At 38.9% G+C, this 17693-nt stretch carries 16 protein-coding genes; 5 read left to right on the forward strand and 11 right to left on the reverse strand.

Going from position 1 to position 17693, the window contains the following annotated elements:
* Window positions 1-403 precede the first annotated feature (403 nt).
* The 3 genes from ACZ5AE_RS15980 to ACZ5AE_RS15990 are packed head-to-tail and all read left to right on the forward strand — an operon-like array spanning window position 404 to window position 3977.
* The gene (locus tag ACZ5AE_RS15980) at window positions 404-1363 is read left to right on the forward strand and encodes an AAA family ATPase (RefSeq protein WP_464565445.1); all 960 of its coding nucleotides are present in this window, start codon (window positions 404-406) and stop codon (window positions 1361-1363) included.
* Entirely contained in the window at window positions 1360-2649 is a 1290-nt protein-coding gene (locus tag ACZ5AE_RS15985; RefSeq protein ID WP_464565447.1) for a DUF58 domain-containing protein, read from the forward strand. Before ACZ5AE_RS15980 ends, ACZ5AE_RS15985 begins: the two co-directional genes overlap by 4 nt.
* A 2-nt stretch (window positions 2650-2651) precedes the next feature.
* Entirely contained in the window at window positions 2652-3977 is a 1326-nt protein-coding gene (locus ACZ5AE_RS15990) for a hypothetical protein (RefSeq protein WP_464565449.1), read from the forward strand.
* Between the two features lie 84 nt (window positions 3978-4061).
* Here the strand turns inward: ACZ5AE_RS15990 and ACZ5AE_RS15995 are convergent, their stop codons facing one another.
* The 3 genes from ACZ5AE_RS15995 to ACZ5AE_RS16005 all read right to left on the reverse strand — a co-directional run bounded on the left by ACZ5AE_RS15995 (window position 4062) and on the right by ACZ5AE_RS16005 (window position 8148).
* A complete protein-coding gene (locus ACZ5AE_RS15995; RefSeq protein ID WP_464565451.1) occupies window positions 4062-5246 on the reverse strand; it encodes a thiolase family protein in 1185 nt (394 codons plus the stop codon).
* Between the two features lie 201 nt (window positions 5247-5447).
* A complete protein-coding gene (locus ACZ5AE_RS16000; protein WP_464565453.1) occupies window positions 5448-6725 on the reverse strand; it encodes an MFS transporter in 1278 nt (425 codons plus the stop codon).
* Between the two features lie 274 nt (window positions 6726-6999).
* On the reverse strand, window positions 7000-8148 hold the full coding sequence (locus ACZ5AE_RS16005) for an acyl-CoA dehydrogenase family protein (RefSeq protein WP_464565455.1): 1149 nt from the start codon (window positions 8146-8148) through the stop codon (window positions 7000-7002).
* 407 nt (window positions 8149-8555) lie between these two features.
* On the opposite strand from ACZ5AE_RS16005, the gene ACZ5AE_RS16010 reads away from it, so the two are divergent.
* A complete protein-coding gene (locus ACZ5AE_RS16010) occupies window positions 8556-9368 on the forward strand; it encodes an IclR family transcriptional regulator (RefSeq protein ID WP_464565457.1) in 813 nt (270 codons plus the stop codon).
* A 542-nt stretch (window positions 9369-9910) separates the two neighbouring features.
* On the opposite strand, the gene ACZ5AE_RS16015 is transcribed toward ACZ5AE_RS16010, so the two are convergent.
* The 6 genes from ACZ5AE_RS16015 to ACZ5AE_RS16040 form a co-directional block, all read right to left on the reverse strand.
* Window positions 9911-10429 carry an NUDIX hydrolase gene (locus ACZ5AE_RS16015; protein ID WP_464565459.1) on the reverse strand — a complete coding sequence of 173 codons (519 nt, stop codon included), beginning with the start codon at window positions 10427-10429 and terminating at the stop codon, window positions 9911-9913.
* Window positions 10430-11017: 588 nt separating this feature from the next.
* The gene (locus ACZ5AE_RS16020) at window positions 11018-11446 is read right to left on the reverse strand and encodes a hypothetical protein (RefSeq protein WP_464565461.1); all 429 of its coding nucleotides are present in this window, start codon (window positions 11444-11446) and stop codon (window positions 11018-11020) included.
* A gap of 318 nt (window positions 11447-11764) precedes the next feature.
* The gene (locus ACZ5AE_RS16025) at window positions 11765-12370 is read right to left on the reverse strand and encodes a hypothetical protein (protein ID WP_464565463.1); all 606 of its coding nucleotides are present in this window, start codon (window positions 12368-12370) and stop codon (window positions 11765-11767) included.
* Between the two features lie 254 nt (window positions 12371-12624).
* Window positions 12625-13098, reverse strand: coding sequence for a GNAT family N-acetyltransferase (locus tag ACZ5AE_RS16030; RefSeq protein ID WP_464565465.1), 474 nt, complete (start codon window positions 13096-13098; stop codon window positions 12625-12627).
* 400 nt (window positions 13099-13498) lie between these two features.
* Window positions 13499-13648, reverse strand: a complete 150-nt coding sequence (locus ACZ5AE_RS16035; RefSeq protein WP_464565466.1) for a hypothetical protein — start codon at window positions 13646-13648, stop codon at window positions 13499-13501.
* Between the two features lie 26 nt (window positions 13649-13674).
* A complete protein-coding gene (locus tag ACZ5AE_RS16040) occupies window positions 13675-14619 on the reverse strand; it encodes a YVTN family beta-propeller repeat protein (RefSeq protein ID WP_464565468.1) in 945 nt (314 codons plus the stop codon).
* Window positions 14620-14858: 239 nt separating this feature from the next.
* Between ACZ5AE_RS16040 and ACZ5AE_RS16045 the strand changes: the two genes are divergently transcribed.
* A complete protein-coding gene (locus ACZ5AE_RS16045) occupies window positions 14859-15056 on the forward strand; it encodes a tyrosine-type recombinase/integrase (RefSeq protein WP_464573647.1) in 198 nt (65 codons plus the stop codon).
* A 135-nt stretch (window positions 15057-15191) separates the two neighbouring features.
* Here ACZ5AE_RS16045 and ACZ5AE_RS16050 read toward each other — a convergent pair whose 3' ends face one another.
* Entirely contained in the window at window positions 15192-16364 is a 1173-nt protein-coding gene (locus ACZ5AE_RS16050) for a beta-propeller fold lactonase family protein (RefSeq protein WP_464565470.1), read from the reverse strand.
* Window positions 16365-17193: 829 nt separating this feature from the next.
* Window positions 17194-17574 carry a hypothetical protein gene (locus ACZ5AE_RS16055; RefSeq protein ID WP_464565472.1) on the reverse strand — a complete coding sequence of 127 codons (381 nt, stop codon included), beginning with the start codon at window positions 17572-17574 and terminating at the stop codon, window positions 17194-17196.
* Between the last annotated feature and the right edge of the window lie 119 nt (window positions 17575-17693).

Raw genomic sequence — 17693 nt, forward strand, 5'->3', positions numbered from 1 at the left:
CTCCTTGTCGACCCAATAGGTTGTGCAATAAGGTATTTTAAGCAGACAAGCTTACAAAAAGAAGCTACATAAGTATTTTATTTCAATCATGTAGCTTCTTTTTTCTTTGATTTCGCATTTTGAGTAAAATACTGCAATCATCTCTTTTTTTTGAAAGATTCTGTTATTTACGAGCATCATACTTTCATTCTACTAATAAATTAGCTAAATGACATTTTTTAGGAAACCAATCGCCTGCACTCTCAAGTAACAGCCACTCCCCTATTCATCTAAAAATTTGAATTAGGGTCAGACTCCCACCCCTGTCCTCCTGCTTAAGCCATTTCTACGGAAGATATTTTGTTATCAATTATCAAAATAGTAAGATAAAATAGTAAAGTAAACCGCTTTCAGGAGGATTCAAATGACAAAACATCTGTCTCGAGAGATATTGGAAGATATATTGCAAGAAATGTCGAAGGTCATTATTGGTAGAAAACAAGAATTGAAGCTGCTTTTAACAGCCCTGTTAACAGAGGGTCATGTGCTGCTGGAGGATTTGCCAGGTACGGGGAAAACCACGATGGTCAAAGCATTTGCGAAGGGCCTTGACTGTCAGTTTTCACGGATACAGTGTACACCGGATCTGCTTCCATCAGATGTCCTGGGTGGGTCGATTTTTAATCAGAAGACAAGTGAATTTTATTTCAGGAAAGGCCCCGTTTTTACAAATGTCCTTCTAGTTGATGAAATAAACCGAACCCTCCCCCGCACTCAGTCTAGTTTGTTGGAATGTATGGAAGAGAGACAGGTATCGATTGACGGACAAACCTATCAGCTGGAGAGTCCTTTTATCGTTCTTGCGACACAAAATCCGGTTGAGATGGAAGGAACCTTCCCACTGCCAGAAGCACAGCTTGACCGATTCTTAATGAAGCTGACCTTAGGTTATCCTTCTCAGGAGGAAGAAGAATTCATGCTTGAGCAGGTTGGTGATGAAACCCCTTTTGGGGACATCAAGAGCCTCTTACATCCCCTGCAAATTCAACATCTGCAGCAGCTAGCTCAAGAGGTTTTCGTCCATGCGGGCATTCGAAAATATATTACGGAGCTAGCTCAGGCGTCTAGAAATCATTCGCTTGTTTCCATTGGAGTGAGTCCGCGAGCAACGAAAGCCCTTTATAAAACGGTAAAGACATGGGCACTGATGCATGGTCGGGCGTTTGTTGTGCCAGATGATGTGAAGGAAATGGTCATGCCTGTTTGGAGTCATCGTCTTTTATTAACAACAGAAGCACAGCTGAACGGGACGAATGCAGAGGATGTCCTGGCCGATATCCTTGCTGCACAGGAAATCCCCAATGAAGAGGTAGTCCGTTTATGAGTGCGGACCAACAAACCACTCCACAGAAAACGGAAGAATCGGATAAGCCGGGAAAAGTCATCGACACAAGTTATTTTTTCCAAAAGCATGCTATATGGGTGCTGCTTGCCTTCTTTCTAGTAGGTGTCTGGTTTCGATTCGTACCGCTCATTTTGGTGAGTTCTTTTTTAATTTTCTTAGGCTTCTTCATTATCGCCTGGAAAAATCAATCCTTGAAAAAAGTTCAGCCAACGCTGGAACTATCTAAATCCAGGTTATTTGCGGGCGAGGAGTTTCAATTCCATGCTGCTGTCTTTAATGATAAATGGCTTCCATTAATTTGGCTGGAATGGGAGTTCCCAAGGATTAAAGCCATTACCATCGGTGAAGAAGAGCGAGATACTTATTTCATTCGATTTTTGTGGTTACTTTCGCATCAACGGGTGAAATGGACAATGGACGGGAAAGCGCACAAGCGCGGTGTGTATGATTTGGGAAGTGTAAAGCTTCGCTCGGGTGACGGTTTCCGCTTTGCAGAGTCTGAGGAGGAGCATTCACTAAATAAACCGTTATATGTGTATCCCAAATTAGTCCCTGTCATGGTCCCCTCCTTTCGCCCTTCGATGCAATGGGCCGCAAGAGGAAAGAATGGCGGGTTTTTGGAGGATCCTTTGCTCATTAGCGGCATCCGCGACTATCAGCCAGGCGATGAGCTTAGAAGATTCAATTGGCGGGCAAGTGCACGGACCGGGAGACTTCAGACAAATGTCTATCAGCCTGTTGTGTCGGAGCAGTTGATGGTCTATGCCGATGTCTCAGGCTTTGTTATAAATCCAACATTGTATGAAGACCAGGTGGAACAAATGAAATACATGACAAACCAGATTGAGAGGTTTGAAGAGTTTCTCTCCGTGATTGCCTCGGCTGCGGTAAGATACCATGAACAAGGTATACGGGTTGGCTATGCCACTAATTCCCTTTCCTACAAGGGTGAAAAAATGTGCGCGGTCACACCGAACCCTGATTTGAGGCAAATGCTAGATGTATTGGCGAAAAGTACCCAAAGAGTTCCCCAAAACGAAACGGTTCTGACTGAATTACTTTACAAGCGGCTTCTATCGGGGCCATTATTCATTTTTTGTAAAAGTGTGACGAAAGACCATATTCTTTGGTACCAGAAATATAAGCAGAAGCTCCCAGATGTTCGTTTTTTTTATCAACAGGAATCGGGCTTTGCTGAGAAAATAGATGCTAAGAAACTTGATATTTTTCTTAAGACACGCGGCTCTAAAGCAGAGGGGTCATAAAGATGGAACGGATGAAAGGAATTACTACTTCTTTTATTGTTGTATTTAGTGAAGTGTTATGGATTTACTATACGATTGTCCTGTTTACCAGCCTGGAGTGGAATAAGTTTGTTTCTTTTAGTGCAGCATGGTGGTGGATTGCAGGGTTTGCCGGCTATTTTCTCAATGCTTTCCTTTCTAGAAGGCCGCTTTTCGTTGGTGTTATGGCAAACCTTCTCTTGATGGGAATTGTGCTTTACCAAAATTGGAAGGCCATCACTGTTCCGGATGGTGCCTGGTTCTTTGGGCTAGCCACTAGTATAGCAGCAGGGTTTATCTGGGTTCGCAGTGCTGGTCTTAATGACAAAAAGCCAAAACGGCGGGTCATGCTTCGCTGCTTTGAAGTGAATATTATTTTGTATCTAGTGTTCGCTTTCATCTATATGAAAAAAGATTGGGAAGTGGAAACGCTTCATGTTTCATTTATTTTAGCGATAATTATTAGTTTAATTGGGATGATCCTATCACTAAAAAGTCATGCTCAGGATGATGAAGGATATGCAGCAGACATTCGTAAAGTTGGGAATGCAGGGCCGCTCACCAGTTTACTAAGCGCGGCGCTCGTCTCCATCCCTCTTTTCTCCTTGGTTCTGTTACTGCCAGGAGTGAATAAGACTGTGATGTCTGTTGGTGCAGGTGTTTGGAAGGGCTCAAGGTGGGCCGTGTCCATAGCTGGACAGTTTATTTTATGGATCATCGGATTATTTCCAGGCGTTCCTAATGGAAAAATGGAAATCTTAGAACCTCGAAAGGATGTTGTGGCTCAGGATGCCGTGGAACAAACGGTATCTTCCTTTTCAACCATTTGGCTGATCGTTGGAATTGCCGTCATTCTGTCGGCTGTTTTGATGTTCGTATTGGTGAAGGTTTTGAAAAAGAAACGAACCATAATGGGTATGAAACCAAAGCGGGTTGTGATCTCAAAAGAATCCTGGTGGGGAAATTTCAGAAGAAAACTATGGGCCCTCCTGAACAACGTTAGAGTAAACTGGCGCAAAAGATTTCCTCATTTTTATTATGATTCGGTCTATTGGTACTACTATCAATTGCAGAGGTGGGGGAAAAAGAACGGCTTTCCCATTCATAAAACGGAAACTTCCCAAGAATATATTAATAGAATCATAAAGGAAATTCCAGCGGATAAAACGGTGCTGGAATATGAAGGCAAGCAATATGGAGTGAAAAATTTGCTGGAGACGCTAAATCAAGACTATCAGGCTGCCTATTATGGCGGAATACCAAGTGAAGCCCAGGAAGAGTATCGAATTTTGTTGAAGGGACTATGGTAGTCATGAATAAAGCCGACTACCCGTTTTGGGGACAGTCGGCTTTATTCTTATGTCAACGAAACTTCAAAACTCAAGTACCCTTTCTTACAACCTTTCAATCATAATCGCCATGCCTTGGCCGCCTCCAACACATAGTGTTGCGATTCCGTATCTTTCTTGACGGTCAATCATTTCATGAATGAGTGTAGTCACAATACGAGCACCAGTCGAACCAACCGGATGTCCAAGCGCAATTGCCCCCCCATTCACATTGACCTTGTTTACATCTAGCTTTAGTTCACGAATACAAGCCAGAGCCTGAGAAGCAAAAGCTTCATTTAATTCAAAAAGACCGATATCCTCTACTTTTTTCCCTGTACGTTCTAATAGTTTTGTAACAGCCGGAACCGGACCAATCCCCATTATTTCAGGTGAAACGCCTGCAGCTGTCCAATCCACGATCTTAGCAAGCGGTTTTACCCCTAGGCGTTCTGCCTCGCTTTCTTTCATTAATACTAATGCAGAAGCCCCGTCATTTCTACCGCAAGCATTGCCTGCCGTAACGGTTCCGTTTGCCTTAAAAGCTGGCTTTAAGGTTGATAGTTTTTCCAATGTTGTGTCAGGACGCGGGTGCTCATCCGTATCTATGATTCGTGTGCCTTTTCTTTCCTTCACTTCGACTGGCACAATTTCTGCCTTAAACTTTTCATCCGCTATAGCTTTTGCAGCCCTTTTTTGACTTTCCACGGCGAAAGCATCTTGATCCTCTCTTGAAATTTGATACTTCTCAGCTACATTTTCTGCGGTAATCCCCATCCCCAAGTTTCTTCCATATATTTCTTGAGGCTGCTGCCCGGCTTCTGCATTGGAATCTACTAATATCGTACGATCCCCGCCAAAACGTGCATTTCTTAAATAAATGGGGCCATTGCTCAAACTTTCCGTACCGCCGGCAACGACGATTTTAGCCTGGTTTGAACTGATTTGCTGGGCAGCAGAAGCAATTGCCTGCATCCCAGAGGCACATAATCTATTAACGGTAAAGGCAGGGGCAGTTTCAGGTATACCTGAACGGAGGGCTGCAACCCTTGCTACATTCGAGGATTCGGTGGTTTGTCTAACTTCACCCAAAATAACCTCATCTACTTGTTCAGGCGTTATATTTGCTCGCTTAATGGCTTCTGTAATGGCAATACTCGCCAAGTGTCCTGAACTGATGTCTTTAAATGCACCACCATAACGTCCAATTGGTGTTCGAACAGCACTCACAATCACAATATTTTCACTCATGTTTCCCACTCCTCTATAATTTTGAAATATTTTTCGTTGTTTAAATTGAAAACAGTTTTAGCAAAAGCGCCACCATGAAGATGAAACACTTTCTCTCTCCACAATGGCGCAAATCATTTTATCCTTGTCATCCAATACTTTTCTTGGAATGATGAAGCGTCAAACCTCAATTGTTCCAGCGTATATTACGTTACCCACACATTAAGAGGATTTTGCTTCTAAATAATCCAATTGTTCTTCTTGATCCTTGCCTTTTAACATAGAAGGTTTAACAAAAATGGTGAATAGTAAACCAAAAATGAAAACGGCGCCAGCCATAAATAGGATAGATAAATTATAGCCTGCTATTTTATCTCCCCCAGCTAAGCTGATAATATACCCCGTTAAAAGCGGGGCAACGATACCAGCGAGATTACCTGACGAAGTCAAAATACTTGTCATTAATCCGCCCCGTTCACGCATTTCATTAATCATAATGGTCGGCCCAATTGGTAAAATGGTATAGGCGAGACCTTTTGCTATACACATCGCAGCAATAACCCAGATAGGATTTTGGAACACAATGATAGACGAAAACAATAATGCACCGACGATCATGGAGCCGCCAACAACGAATACCCTTGATGAACGCCAATTTTGATTTTTCTTAAATAAATAATCTGATAGCATGGAAATACCTGTATAAATAACCACGGAAACGATTCCAATGACCATTACACCATAGCCCATTTGCGCTGGAGACATTTTTATGGATTCTACTAAATAAATAGGCAGCCAAACCGAAAACCAAACCACAAGAATATAAGTTGAAAAATAAGCAAGTGTCGTAAATAAGGCAGTTGGCGATGCCAAAAGTACAAGGAAATCTTTTAGTTTGAATTTCTCAATCTTTGCTTTCTTTTTCTTTTGTACTTCCTTATAGACCTCAACGGGATTTTCTTTGGTGAAGAATTGGAATAACACAAACCAGACAAAACTTACTCCACCCAGAATAGCAAATGCAATCTTCCATCCAAAAATAGTAATTAGAGAAACGAGGATTGGCGCAGCAATCATGGCCCCAACAGTACCGCCGCCGACAATCACGGAATTAGCAAAACCTTTTAATTTCGGCGGGAACCACTTATCTGCATGGTTATAGGCAATCGGACTGTATGGACCTTCGAATGCCCCTAACAATATACGATAAACGATTAAAATTGGTAATGCAGCAATGGCCAAGACACCAAATTGTAAAGCTGTCCACGACAGCATGACCACAGCAAGTATTTTTTTAGTTCCATATTTATCAGCTAGTGCGGCTCCAAAAATTCCTGTTACGGGATAAAGCCAATAATAACTACTACCTACAAGTCCCCACTCTACAGGGCTAAGATTAAATTCTTTCATAATAGGTGCAGCTGCAAGTCCAATGATGGATTTATCAGCAAAATTAACGACCGCCCCTAAGAATAAAAGCAGAAGAATAAACCAACGCATTAAAATCTCCTCTTTTCTTGTTTGTTTTCACAATGAAGGCTGTGTCAAAACAAAGGGATCAGAACGCGAAATATACAAATCTAGTACAAAAAAGCGAAATTCTTTAGATATGTATCGGCTGCACATCGGTCAGATCCCTTTCGTTGACATCACTTTTTTACATTTACATCCCTGTAAATTTGGCGTGTCTTTTTACAAGAAAGACATGCGTTCCTTTATTCGTATTATCTGACCTAAACAAATTTACCTGTTCCAGTCTCCAAATGATCAGGGCTTATAGATATTCGTGTTTCAACTGTGCAGCGATAATATTTTTTTGGATTTCGGACGTTCCTTCATAAATTTTCGTGATTCTAGCATCCCGATAAAAACGTTCGATTGGGAATTCCGCAATATAACCAAGTCCACCATGAATTTGTACCGCTTTATCTGCAATACGATTATAAACTTCGGAACCTAGGAGCTTTACCATTGCAGCTTCCTTAATGACCTTCATCCCTTGATCTACCATCCATGCCACACGATAAGTCATGCTGCGTAATGCTTCAATATCAAGAGCCATATCAGCCAAGTAATGTTGAATAACTTGTTGTTCAAGGATCGGTTTGCCAAATTGAATTCTATTATGAGCATGTTGTATAGACATTTCCAGAAGCTTTTCGCAAGAACCCAGGTTGCGTGCAGCAAGCCCTGCCCGTCCATTGGCAAGAATTTTTAAAGCGTTAACATATCCTTGACCTTCTTGACCAAGGACGTTTTCTACAGGGACTTCACAATCTTCAAAGAAAATTTCTGCTGAATGGGATCCGCGGAGACCCATTTTCTTTTCATTTTTTCCAATGATAAAGCCTGGAAAGTTCTTTTCAACAATAAAGGAAGTAATCCCTTTTGCCCCTTTAGAAGGATCTGTCACAGCCATGACGGTAAAGACATCGGCGATCGGAGCATTGGTAATATAATGTTTGCTCCCATTCAGTATGTATTTATCGCCTTTTCTTACTGCAGTTGTTTTCAGATTGGTGGCATTTGAGCCAGCACTTGGTTCTGTTAATGCAAATGCACCAATCATTTCTCCCCTTGCCATCGGCGGCAAATACTTCCGCTTTTGTTCTTCATTCCCCATTTCTACAATCCCAACGGACCCAATTCCGGTATGAGCACCAATGACAGTGGTATAGCCATTATGCGTTCTTCCTAATTCCTCATAAATCGCACATTTCCCCACCATGCCAATCCCTATTCCGCCATATTCCTCAGGGATACTCAAACCAAACAATCCTATTTCCTTGGACATGTCCATGATTTTTTCAGGAATTTCATTATTCTCTTCGATGTCCATTGCCAATGGCTCCACTTCGCTATCAATAAAATCGCGAATACTCTGCTTTAAAAATTGAATGTCTTCTGATAATCGAAAATCCATCTTTTTCACTTTCCTTCCATTTTTCTCATAAATCTTTCAAATTTCGCATAAAGTAATTCCACATATAATCCACTTGTTCCGCATACGGAACAACCATTCCAAAAAAAATGCTATTCCCCTTAAGGTTGAGCTACTAAGAGTTGCATCTAATGTTTGCACATAGGGAATGGTATACCTCTTTTGGAACAATAATACTATTCAGTTAATAGTTTCGTCAATAATATTCTTAATTTTTATAATAAAATAAAAAAATAAAAATATTAGACAATTAAGCGATTACAATTTATAATTTGACACATTATATCTTTTTTTTTCTGAAAATAAGCCTTTAAAAGCATTATACGGCCTATTTTCCTATTAACCTGTATAATTAGGTTACCGGAGATTATTAAAAAGGAGTTTAGGTTATGGATAAACCCAATGAAAGAGAAAAGTCAGAAGTCCCTGCCCTTGAGGCCGCGATTAGGATTTTAGAATATTTAAGCAGATATAAAAGTAAAGAACGCTCCTTGTCGCAAATCTCAAAAAAGCTATCAATCAATAAAAGTACTTGTCATAGAATTCTAAAATTATTAAATCAATATCGATTCGTTTCGTATGATGCGGACTCAAAAGAGTATAGTCTTGGATCCTATCTTATCATTTTAGGTTCTCGTGCATCGGAATTTATTGATTACCTCAAACTAGCTAAGCCCTACCTAAAATGGGTGTGTGAGGAAACACGGTTGACAAGTGTATTACTTGAACCCATCACCGATAATCGCTTAATGTACGTAGCAAAGGAAGAGCTTGATGTTCCTGATCACCATGTTCACGTTTCTGTTAAATTAGGGCAGCATTTCCCCATCACGAGTGCCTCCTTTGGTAAGTGTTACCTAGCCTATATTGAGGAACATAGAATGGAAGAGATTATAAATAAAGTTAATTTTAAACAGTTCACTCAAAAGACGATCACTGACCTAGAAACGTTTAAGGAGAGTTTAAAGGAAGTTCGAAGAATGGGATATGCAGTAAGTTATGAAGAACATACAACAGGAGTATTTGGTATTTCAGCACCCATTTTTGATTATAGCGGCCAAATTAGCATGGTTATTGCATGTATCGGTTTTGCTATAGACGTAGACGAAGATTATGTTTCTAATTGTGGTGAAAAACTTAAAAAGGCAGCAAGGAGTATTACTGAAGCACTTGGAGGAAAAGAACCTATCTTACATGTTTAACGGGTTCTCTTTTTGGGGGATGCAAAAAAGATTTGAGGATTTAGAATACAAGCCCAGCCGATATAAATGGTCAAAAGAGCATTTCTTTGTATTGAGAAATGCTTTTTATTTTTGGCTCTTTTCTCAGAGATTGTTTCTTTTAACTATATTGAAAACACCGAGTGGATTGGAGCGAAAGGCGCTTGACTCCTGCGGGAAATAGAGGAAAGGTCGAGACCCCGCAGACGGAACGTCGAGGAGGCTCGACTTCCTCCCCGCGGGTTTGCTGAGCGCCTGTAGCGGAAAGGAACGGACAGTGTTATTCCCAAAAACAACAAACTTTACGAAAAGAGCCTTATTTTTTGAATATGAAAATGGCTTGCAAACTGACATCAGATTTGCAAGCCGTTTTTCGGATTTATGGAGCTTTATAGACACCAAAATCTATATCTTTTTCTTCAACTAAAGACCCTATTAACTTTAAGTACAATACTTCATAATCTTTTTTTCGCCTTTATAAACTTAATTCCTTAAATGAGTTATCAATGCAAAATTACACCATCTTAAAGACGAATAGAGCCATAATGATGTCGACCCTCAAAAAGAAACGCAATGATACTCTCATAATATGGTATAAATTTTTTTAGTTCGATTAGCTTTAAGATTTCCTCTTTAGTAGCCCATTTGGCTGCTTGTACTTCTTCAGTCTGTAACTTCAACCCATTCAAATCAAAATCATATTCAATTAAATAATAATCATCAAAGCCACGTTCAAAGTTAATAGTAAATTGTGGACGTATCTTTTCAAAGTTATAATGAATCCCCAATTCCTCGAATAACTCTCTGGAAGCAGCCTGCTGACTTGTATCGCCTGCAACCGCACTACCACCACAAGTGATATCCCATAGGTTTGACCATCCTTGCTTAAAGGGCTGACGCTGTTGAATGAGCATCTCTCCTTTCGAACTAAATATACATACGTGTACTACTAAATGAAACTCGTCTGATGTCATTTCATCTCCACGAGTTATTTGTTTCTCGATTTTATTACGATGCATATCATATAAATCCCACTTTTCCATTGCTAAACTCCTTAGTTTATTTTGCTAACAAGATTCTTAATATACTATAAACCAAATTTATAATAATGAATTTTACAAAAAATATGTAACGATTTGGAATATAATGGTTAATCGTTCCCAAAGCGTCGTTTGGGAACATTTTCTTACTTAAAGTTAAAAGTCCGCATAAAACCGACGGTACTCCTTGTTAAACTTAACTCCCGAGTACAATAAGAAAAAGGCTGCGCAGCAACCTGATCTTAAAGTAAAGCACCGGTCTTATTATAAGGTCAGCCAGATATTTCTGGTTGGGTTGACCATTTTTTATATGGTTTTATGATAACGGCAGCCGGGGTAGAACGGAAGTGCCCGTAGGGCTTAGATCCTGTCAAGTAAACAGTTCTCCCCCTTCTTTCTGGAATCCGACTCATTACAAAAAGACGCCTTCTTTTTAAAGAAAAGCACCCAATTGTGGAAGAAAATTGCGGGGGTGATGTCCCAGATAAATTTATATGGGGTTAAGGCGAATCTACAAAGAAACTATGATTAGCGCCGCATAATTTCAGGGAAGAGAATGGAAAGCACAATGAATACAATCTCTCCCACTACTTATGTAATGGCCCAGAATATTGCCTTGCGTGATGGCGGCGGACCGTCACGCAATACTTTGACACCTAGTGGGACTAACGCTATACAGAGTCCAAGTATCAGGAATGTAGACTCGAATCTTGTGCCTTTAAGGGTACCCAAGGGTAGGAAGAAAATGGAGGCCAAAGCTATCGAGCGAATGAGTCCTAAAGTACTTGAACGGTAGGCACCAATTGCTAATAATATCCAACCGACCATCATCATTCCATTAAAATAACGGATAATATGGAACATTTGGTAAGAGTCGCTAACTGCTTTTTTGGCGAGATCAAGGCTTTGCACATTTACAAGTTGGAAGGCCAAATGATCAATGCCGCCATGAAAAACACGGCCCATTAGCCCTAAAATCGTAAACATGCCAGCCCAAATTGCTAAAGCAGGATGTTTCATGCCGATGAATCTTACTAAGGTAATGACCCCAGGCCAGAGGAAGAGACAGCCTAGCACAAAGCAACTGTAGGCGGCAGTGATGAGTACAGGATGATCGGCGTAAGCAGCGAGCTGCGCGTCATAGAAAAATGAAATTGTATCCTGAGAAGAGCTGCCGCTAGTAAAAGAAGAGGTCCAATGATTAAGGAGAGGCCCCCAATCCAGCGCCCAGGGAACCAAAAATTAGTATTTTCTCTTTCAGAGGATGAGTTTTCTTGTATTTTATGATTCATAAACACTTCCACCACCAAAACTTTGTTTTATCACATGCTTGTCTATCTATATGATAAATTCAACACCCGTCGGTTTATTAAAGAATGGCGGCTTAAACTTCTTAAAAACCAATTTGATTTCAGAAAGATCATCGGGTAATGCTGGTGACACGATGAATGTATAAGATTCGTGTCCTCCCGAGCCTCCCCCTCCTTCGTTTCGGCAATTATAATCAGCCTCCTTACTTTCAATAGAAAGATCAAAAAGGATAGGTTCTCGTATCCTTCTAGGCACTTCATCATCAGAATCTTCTCTATCAATATTAAAATGAACGACACTGGCATTTTCGTACTGTCGTACAAATGTTACCGAATAGAATACATCATCTTTTTCAAAGGACTTTAATATTGGGATATTTTTAAGAAATCCTTTTGGCTCTACAACAGGTTTATACATATCTTCGTTTAAAAAATTTGTAAATACACTATTTAAGAATTCTTCATATAAATTATATTTTTCTGACCAGGCAGTTATCAGTTTTTTAGTTGGAAAGCCAGGGTCATTATTTGTAATATCCTTCCGTTGATTTATTAAATTACAAATTTGTTCATCTATTGCCTCAATTCGTTGATCATAGTGTTTTGTCGGTGGTTCGAATGGCAAGCGTTTCATAGTTCCGCCTCCAAAGATAAAGTAGATAATTTATTTTAACATAAACTGGTAATAATATCCTTGTTGGACTAACCTGCTCCGTTCTAAAAGAAGGCTCGCAGCAGCGATACCCGTTCTTCACTATCGCCCCCGATAGTATAAGTGAATTATTTCACATTTTTGGGTTTCATTCACCAAAAAAAAGAATCGACTTATATTGGTTAAACAATCGCTTTTCCTTAAACTTATATATTTATAGCCTCTGTTTGTATTATTTATTTAGATATCCATTCATATTGAATATCAGGTAAATTTTCTTCATTTTCGTGTCCTCTACCAATGATTATAAATCCATTCTTTTCATAAAATCGTTGTGCATTTTCATTTACTTCAAATGTATATAATGTTAATCTCCCACTTGATTGTTCTTTTACCTTGTCTAGTAATGTTTGACCAATACCGATTCCTTGATAATCAATATGAATATAAAGTTGGCTTATCTCCCTTTCATTATAGGCAATCATACCAACTACTTTGTCATCAATTAACGCTAAATCTATTTTATATTTTTTGGGTAATATATCATTTAAAAAATTTCGATGATTTTCAAAGCTATGTATTTCTTTCTGACCAATAGCTCGTTCCTTACTATCTCGCCACATTTCTACTGTCTGATCAGCATACATAGGATTATACTTAGTTATTATGACTTTTTTTGATTCACCACAATAACTCCTTAAGATTTCCATAATTTCATCCTCCAATCCCAAATGATTATTGAAATATTCTACAATTGTGGATAAATTCCTTCTTGAAGTAACCTGCCCCGTTACTTCAATAACAAAAATGCGTCTCTATCTATTGTAGAAACGCCCCCGTTCGTAATAAGCTAATATATTACTCTAACAGTTTAATCTCTTACAGTTTTAGCAAAACTTGTACGCTTACTAATCTAATCTGCCATAATGTAGATAAAGCTTTATATGGGAAATGAATAAAAAATCTCCAATGATTGGGTTTATAAAATAAATCATCCATTAAATATGGTTCCCCACCAAAAGCATCTATCCCACCGTAAATAACCGCTTAATCCATAAAAATAAAAGGGTTTGACTCTAAGTTCCCACTCCAAAGAAGATTATAATTTTTTTACGCTTTATGATTCTCTTGCACCAATATTGTTACCAATTTTAGCGGGAGTTTATGCTTTTTGGCAATGTTGGAACTAGTTTCATTTGGATTTGTTAGCAACTCATTTTGAATAATGGAAAGTATTTTTTCTTTAGTCACTGCTTTCATCCCCCTTATGTTCTTTTTCATCGTGTTCATCTTTTTTTATGACCCCTGGTAAGAAGAGCAACGCTGAATGGAGTAGCTCCAGCTGGAAGTGTTTTGATAACGACATTTTTTCTTGTATCAATGACTGAGATAGTGCCATCACTGGCATTTGTAACAACTGCAATCTTTCCGTCTGGTGTAATGGCGATTTCGAAAGATTGATCGCCAACAGGAATCGTTTTAACCTCATTATTCTTTTTTGTATCTATTACGGATACAGTGTCATCCTCTTCATTTGTTACATATAAAGTTTTGCCGTTCGGAGTAAAAGCAAGACCGTCTGGACTATTGCCGACACGGATAGTATCAATTACCACATTCTTTTTTGTATCAATAACCGATACGGATCCGCTTACAGCGTTGGTTACATAAAGTCGATTTCCATCAGGACTTACTTTCGCATCAAGAGGGATATTTCCAACAGGAATAACCGCAACAACGGTATTTGTTTTTGTGTCAACGACGGAAACCGTATCATTTCCCGTGTTAACAATATACACTCGCTTGCCGTCTTGTGAAATTGCAACGCCTTGTGGAGCATTAAAGGTTGCAGATTCGATAAAATCAATGACTGTATTTGTTTTGAGGTCAATGACGTACACTACATTTTGTCCAAAATCCGTCACATAGGCAAGCTTTCCATCTTCTGTAATTGAAATATCACTAGGAATGTTCCCTACTGGAGCGAAGGCTGTTGGGATTGTATCGACGACAGTATTTGTTTTTGTATCAATCACAAATACTGCATCACTCCCAAATGCTGTAACGTACACAAACTTTTGATTCTGTGTTATCGCTATATCGAACGGAAATAATCCTACAGTAATGGTATCGATAATTTGACCTTTCACAACATCCACCACTGTAACTGAAGCTGTCGCATTGTTTGCAATATAAGCCAGGATTTTAGAACCTTTTAATTCCGAATGCATTAACATAGCCTCCTTCTAATGTAATCCATATATTATATTTGGATACTAATTTGAAGGGACTAGTATAATAGTGGAAATTATAGATTTTTTCGCAGGCATCTTATATATAGGTTTTTAAGCTCTAGTTGTTGTTTCTAATTATAATTGTTGAGCTATTCTCACCCGTTAGCTGAACAAGAATATTACTGTAGTTTCTTTTCTAATACAGCAAGTTTATTAAACTTTTTATCATAAAAGCAATATCAAGTCGGGCAGGGATCAACAAACAAATTCATCCACACCAATTACGCCACAGCTATGCCACACACCTATTGAACAACGGAGCTCCTATTGATGTTATTCAAAGTTTAATAGGTCACGAAAAAAGCGAGACCACTAGAATTTATGCTCAGTTAATTGGAAGTCTTAGAAGAGAATTTTATAGAAAATACTTTTAGGGAAGAATGGCAAAAGGGCAACGGATATTCTGCTGCCTTTTACTATTGCCCCCAGTTACTTCAATAAGGATTATCTATCCAAAACATAAGACCGTTCCTTTTTAACCAAGAAACGGTCAATCTGACTTTCAAAAATTAGTCGCTACTCTCGTCACGTCTTTCTTTTTGAGGTGGATGGGGTGGATGATGGTGATGATGTTCGCTGCTCTCATCACTACTTTCGTCATTGCTTTCATCATCATCGACAAATCTGCAAACTCTTCCAACAGTTACTGCAGCAGGCACATTTCCCCCTTTTATTTTAATTGTATCGATTATTTTATTAGTTGATGTATCGATGACTGAAACGGTATTATCCAAGTTATTCGGCACATAACCTTTTAATCCATCGGATGTAAATGCCGCATCACTTGGTGAGTCTCCTACCTTTTTAATAATCGTATCGACTACTTTATTGAAAGTAGGTGAATTGGGGTCAGCGTCTATTACTGAAATTGTATCACCGTCTGAATTGGTTATAAATGCTCTTATTCCAAATGGTGTGTTTCCTATCCCAACTCCGGCAGGTCCTGCACCGACTGGTATGCTAGTAACAAAATTGGTTCCTGTATCAATTGCCGAAACGGTATTATCACCTGAATTCGTCACATAAACCGTTGCTCCGTCTGGAGTTATGGCAACATCAATAGGACCAGCCCCTACTTGAATAATAGCTATGACTGTGTCGAACGTAGGAGAGTTCGGGTTCGCATCAATAACCGTGACGGTATTATCACCAGAATTCGCCACATAAGCCCTTGTTCCAAATGGAGTGTTGCCAATCGCTATTCCAAAAGGAAAATTCCCTACAGGAATAGTATCAGTTACCATATTGCTATGCGTATCGATAACTGAAACGTTATTCCCGAACACATTCGGCACATAAGCCCTTTTTCCGTCTGGAGTAATTGCCACACTAATAGGTTGTTCTCCCACAGTAATTGTAATTGTATCAATAACTTTGTTGGACGCTGTCTCGATGACTGAGACGGTATTACTGGTTCTATTTGCCACATATAGTCTTGTTCCATTTGGAGTAATTGCTAAACCCTCAGGGTTATTCCCTACTGTAATGGTATCGGTCACGATATCTTTTTCCGTATCGATAACTGTGACAGTATTACCAGGATTGTCACGAGTACCTAAATTTGACACATAAGCGAATTCTCGACATCGAGGGACAGATTGGTCTTTTTTCAATTCATTCAATGGGATATTATGTTTTTTTTTCCTTTGAAAATGACTTTCTAAGTTTTTAATATCTCTCAACAAACTATTACCTCCCTATTCGTTTGAATAATTTCAATATATGGAAAATATAAAAATCTGTTTGGACAAAACATTATATTTAAAAAGAGGTAATTACTTTATGGATTGTATGTTAAGAATTCAGACTTCTTTATCATCCCACCTTATTGCACTAACCTGCCCCGATACTTCAGTAAGAAAAAGCGATCCTTCCTAATTGAAGCATCGCCATCGAAAATGTATAATGATAACCTTAAATTATTAGATAGTGAATATTTCACTACTAATTCAATTATTCCATTAACTCCTTTGATATATTTGATGCCACTGCTGCCAGGTACCGTGTGGATGCTGTTGGTGCCATAAGTGCCTAGGGACGAATGGGAGATGCGGATGGTGCTGCGGAAGGTGATGGTGCTGCCACTGTTGCCAAGTACCGTGAGGATGCTGTTGGTGCCATTGCCCCCAGGATTGACCTGAATGCATAAAATTCACCTGCCTTTAAATGAGTACTTATTAATTTATACACAACAGGGTTTTGAAGATTATACATATAAAAAATTTAGACTCAGCTTGGGTGAAAACAAGCAATCCTTCGTTAATAAGATAGCACCCCATTTATGAGAAATGTATTTCAATTTATCTTGTTCCATTAACCTGCTCCAATAGCGGAACAAGAAAAGTGACTACTCTTTATTGAACAATAGCCCCTATACTTAAGTGCAATATTTCACAGTCTAGTTCAATAAAGCAGACTAAAAGGTCTGTAAAACCACTTGATAACTGACAATAAAAAACAGGCTACAAAATCCCAGATAGCCTGTTGCAAGCAAATGAATAATGCGATGAACTAATCTGTAAGTTCATCAATTTTAGTTAATTCTGAATGAAGCACGCGGTGAGCAGCTATAAGATCGAAGGTCCCAGTTTTACCCCATACACTAAGTAACACATCGTCAGTTTCATCTTTTAATTCAATTTGTACTTCAAATTGAGTCGTGTCGTTAACAGAATCAAAAATTCGGAAATCAGAGGATTCTGGCGGAACTTTGAATTTGGCTTCGCCAATTAAAACTTTTTTTCCATTTAATGAAAAAACTTTTATATGAACTTTTGTTTCGTCATCTTTATCGTTATTCAAAACTTTAATCACAACCTCTGTTGAATGGGTTGACACATTGTTTGCATTTTCAAGTGGCCCCGTAGAAAATACTTTTGATTTTTTTGACATGCTTGTCCCCTCTTACTTCTTAAATTAGCAATAGAAAGCTATCTATTATTGAAATTATTATATTTTGTTTTTATTAAATAGGAACGGCATATACCCTCGTTTCCATATCAAACTTGATT

This window comes from Neobacillus sp. S1227, from assembly GCF_055385255.1.